Origin of the sequence: uncultured Campylobacter sp. (genome assembly GCF_938018145.1) — a bacterium.
Taxonomy (GTDB): Bacteria; Campylobacterota; Campylobacteria; order Campylobacterales; family Campylobacteraceae; genus Campylobacter_A.
Genome location: NZ_CALIII010000368.1, coordinates 1 through 2944 on the forward strand (window position 1 = coordinate 1; position 2944 = coordinate 2944).

General features: G+C 49.5%; 2 protein-coding genes and 2 pseudogenes. All 4 read right to left on the minus strand.

The window, feature by feature from the left end:
* Window positions 1–150: 150 nt before the first annotated feature.
* Window positions 151–456, minus strand: a pseudogene (locus Q0338_RS08435) (hypothetical protein); the annotation flags it as partial.
* An 86-nt stretch (window positions 457–542) separates the two neighbouring features.
* The gene (gene glyS, locus Q0338_RS08440) at window positions 543–2576 is read right to left on the minus strand and encodes a glycine--tRNA ligase subunit beta (protein ID WP_298086363.1); all 2034 of its coding nucleotides are present in this window, start codon (window positions 2574–2576) and stop codon (window positions 543–545) included.
* Window positions 2573–2701: a hypothetical protein gene (locus Q0338_RS08445; RefSeq protein ID WP_009494292.1), complete on the minus strand. Its 129-nt coding sequence runs from the start codon at window positions 2699–2701 to the stop codon at window positions 2573–2575. The genes glyS and Q0338_RS08445 overlap by 4 nt, the downstream gene beginning before the upstream one ends.
* Window positions 2688–2944 (minus strand): annotated as a pseudogene (locus tag Q0338_RS08450) (endonuclease); the annotation flags it as partial. The pseudogene Q0338_RS08450 and the gene Q0338_RS08445, both read right to left, overlap by 14 nt.

Genomic DNA, 2944 nt, shown 5'->3' on the forward strand with positions numbered 1-2944 from the left:
AACGAGTGCGATTAGAAGTGCTGCGGCGTCGTGCATATCTGATCCTTTTTAAAACCCAAATTTAAAATACCTACTACCGTCAAGTAAAGCGGCGATATTTGATCTCGCCGCTAGTTTTAAATTTTAACTAAATTTGGCTTCAAATTTAGACTATTTTGCCGCTACGCTTGCTCGCTCGTAGTGTGCGATGATTTTATTGTGAATGAGTAGCGAGATATAAATCACCGCACCGCCTAGGCAGAGTCTTAGTATATCCGCATCCTTATGCCAAAATACTAAATTTACGATGATGGCTGCAGGTATGAGAGCGTTGTTCATGATAGCTAGAGTGCCGCTATCTACCTCGCATGCGCCTTTGTTCCATAAAAAGTATCCTAGACCGCTAGCTCCGATGCCAAGCCACAGCAGCACAGCGCTTTGCGTGAGGTCGAGGTTGATTTTTTCAGGATTGCCAAACATGGCAAAGGCTATACCTCCGCAAACCACACCTAAGCATTGGCGCCCTAAGCTGAGTGCAGAAGCGGCAGCACCGCTTCTAGAGTTTATAGGCTTATCTCTTTTATATCGGCGATTTTGAGGAATTCTGCGTAAATTTGCCCCACGAGCGCAAGGCGGTTTTTACGCACGAGCTCGTCCTCGGCGTTTATCATTACGTTGTCGAAAAACTCGTCTATCGCGGCTTTTAGACCGAAAAGATTTTTTAGGCGTTCGCTGTATGAGCCGCCGGCTTTTACCGCGGCCTTAAACGCATCATTTAGCTTTTTCTCGCTCTCATTTTCAAATTTCGCTTCATCAACCGAGCCGAAATTTTCATCCTTGATGATGTTTGCCAGACGCTTAAACGTGCTAAAATTTTGCCTAAAGTCCTCCGCCGCGCAGATCGCGCCCAGAGCCTCGATCGCCTCGCACTGCGCGAGCACGTCGCCTTTTTTGCTAGCTAGGCAGGCCTTTACTACGGACGGGTTCACGTCAAAAAATGTATAAAGCCTATCAAATATAAATCCTATCAGCGCCTCGACGTCAAATTTGGCGTAGCCCTCCGCCGTCTCGCGCAAAAACGCCGCGATATCAAGGTTTAGATTTTCGTTTTGGATTATCTTTATGACGCCGTTAGCCGCTCGGCGCAGCGCATACGGGTCTTTGTTGCCGCTTGGGATCTTGCCCGCGCTAAAGAGCCCGATTAGCGTCTCGAGCTTGATCGCGAGCGCGACGACGGAGCTAAAGATAGTGCTAGGTAGCGCGCTAGCCTCGCCGCTTGGCAAATACTGCTCCTTGATCGCGGTTACGACGTTTTCGTTTTCGCCCTTAGCCGCCGCGTAGTAGCCGCCCATCACGCCTTGAAGCTCGGTAAACTCATACACCATCTGCGTGGTTAGATCGGCCTTGCTTAGCATCACGGCGCGTTCCAGTAGCGCCTCGTAGCCCTCTCCCGCACACTTTTTTAGCCTCTCGGCGCAGATTTTAGCCAGACGTTTTGCGACGCTCAGCTCGCGCACGCTCTTTTCAAATGTGCTGCCAAGCTCCTTTAGATAGGTGATGTTTTTTAGCTTTTCGGGGCCAAACTCATGCGCCAGGTCGCTGCGCCAGAAAAACATCGCGTCGCTAAGCCTTGCGCGTAGAACTTTTTCGTTGCCCTTTACGATGAGCGCAGGCTCGGGCGAGATGGCGTTGCTAACGACCACGAAGCGATTAGCGAGCTTGCCGCCTTCAAAAACGGGAAAATACCTCTGATTTTCCTTCATCGAGGTGATGATGACCTCGCTAGGCACCTCCAAAAACTCCCGCTCAAAGCCGCCCAGCAGCGCAGTCGGATGCTCAGTGATCGCTACGACCTCGTCTAGCAGCGCCTCGTCCACCTCGACCGTTACGCCGTTTTTGGCTTCGATTTGTTTAAATTCGCTCAAAATTTTCTCTCGGCGCGCGTTTTGATCGAGGATTACGCCGATTTTAGGCATCGCGGCGAAATAATCTTTCGCGTTTTTAATGGCAAATTTATCATAGCCTACGCTTCTGTGCATGAAAATCGTATTGCCGCTTTCAACGTCAAATTTGTTAAATTTAACGACCTCGTCTCCAAGCAAACACAAAAACGAGCGAATTGGACGGATAAACTCAAATTTACCATCGCCCCAGCGCATAGATTTGCCAAAATTTAAGCCGAGCAAAAACTTCTCGATCATATCGCCCAGAAGCTCAGAGCTAGGCTTACCCGCGACGGGCTTTTTGTAGTACAGCACCTCTTTGCCGCCGACGGTTTCAAATTTTAGCTCAGACTCTGCGATACCGCATTTTTTAGCAAAGCTTAGCGCGGCAGGCGTCCATGCGCCGTCTTTTTGCGCGACTTGTCTGGGCGCGCCGATAAACTCGCTAAATCCGTCCTCCTGACGCACCGCAAATTTCGGGTGGTAAAACGCGATCCTGCGCGGCGTGTAGTAAAACTCACACTCGCTATCCAGGCCGTTTTGCGCTAGCGTCTCGCGCCACTTTGCCGCGACGTTGCCGCACTCTTTTAAAAACGGGATCGCCGGCAGCTCCTCGACGCCGATCTCCACGATCAGTTCTTTTGTTTCGCTCATTTTTTATCCTTTTTTAAATTTTGTCTTCTTTTGCTTCTCTCAAGCGTCTGCGTGACGAATCCGCGCATCAAAAATATCACGAAAAGCACGAATGCGCCCAGCACCAACGCGTCAATTATTCTCATTTTCTATCCAAATTTGAGGTTCATTTTTATAATTCACGACGCGAACGAACGTAAAAACCGCCTCTTTTTCGTTGCGAAGTTTGCCCTTTGCTCCGTAAATTTTAATATCTCCGTACGGCGTGTAGAGTCTGCCGTTTCGCACTTCGCCACCGATACGACCAAACACGTCGCCCGGATGCGCTTGTTTTAGGTTTTTAGCTTCCAGCATATGCTCATGCGGGTCTTGCGTTTCGTCATAAATTT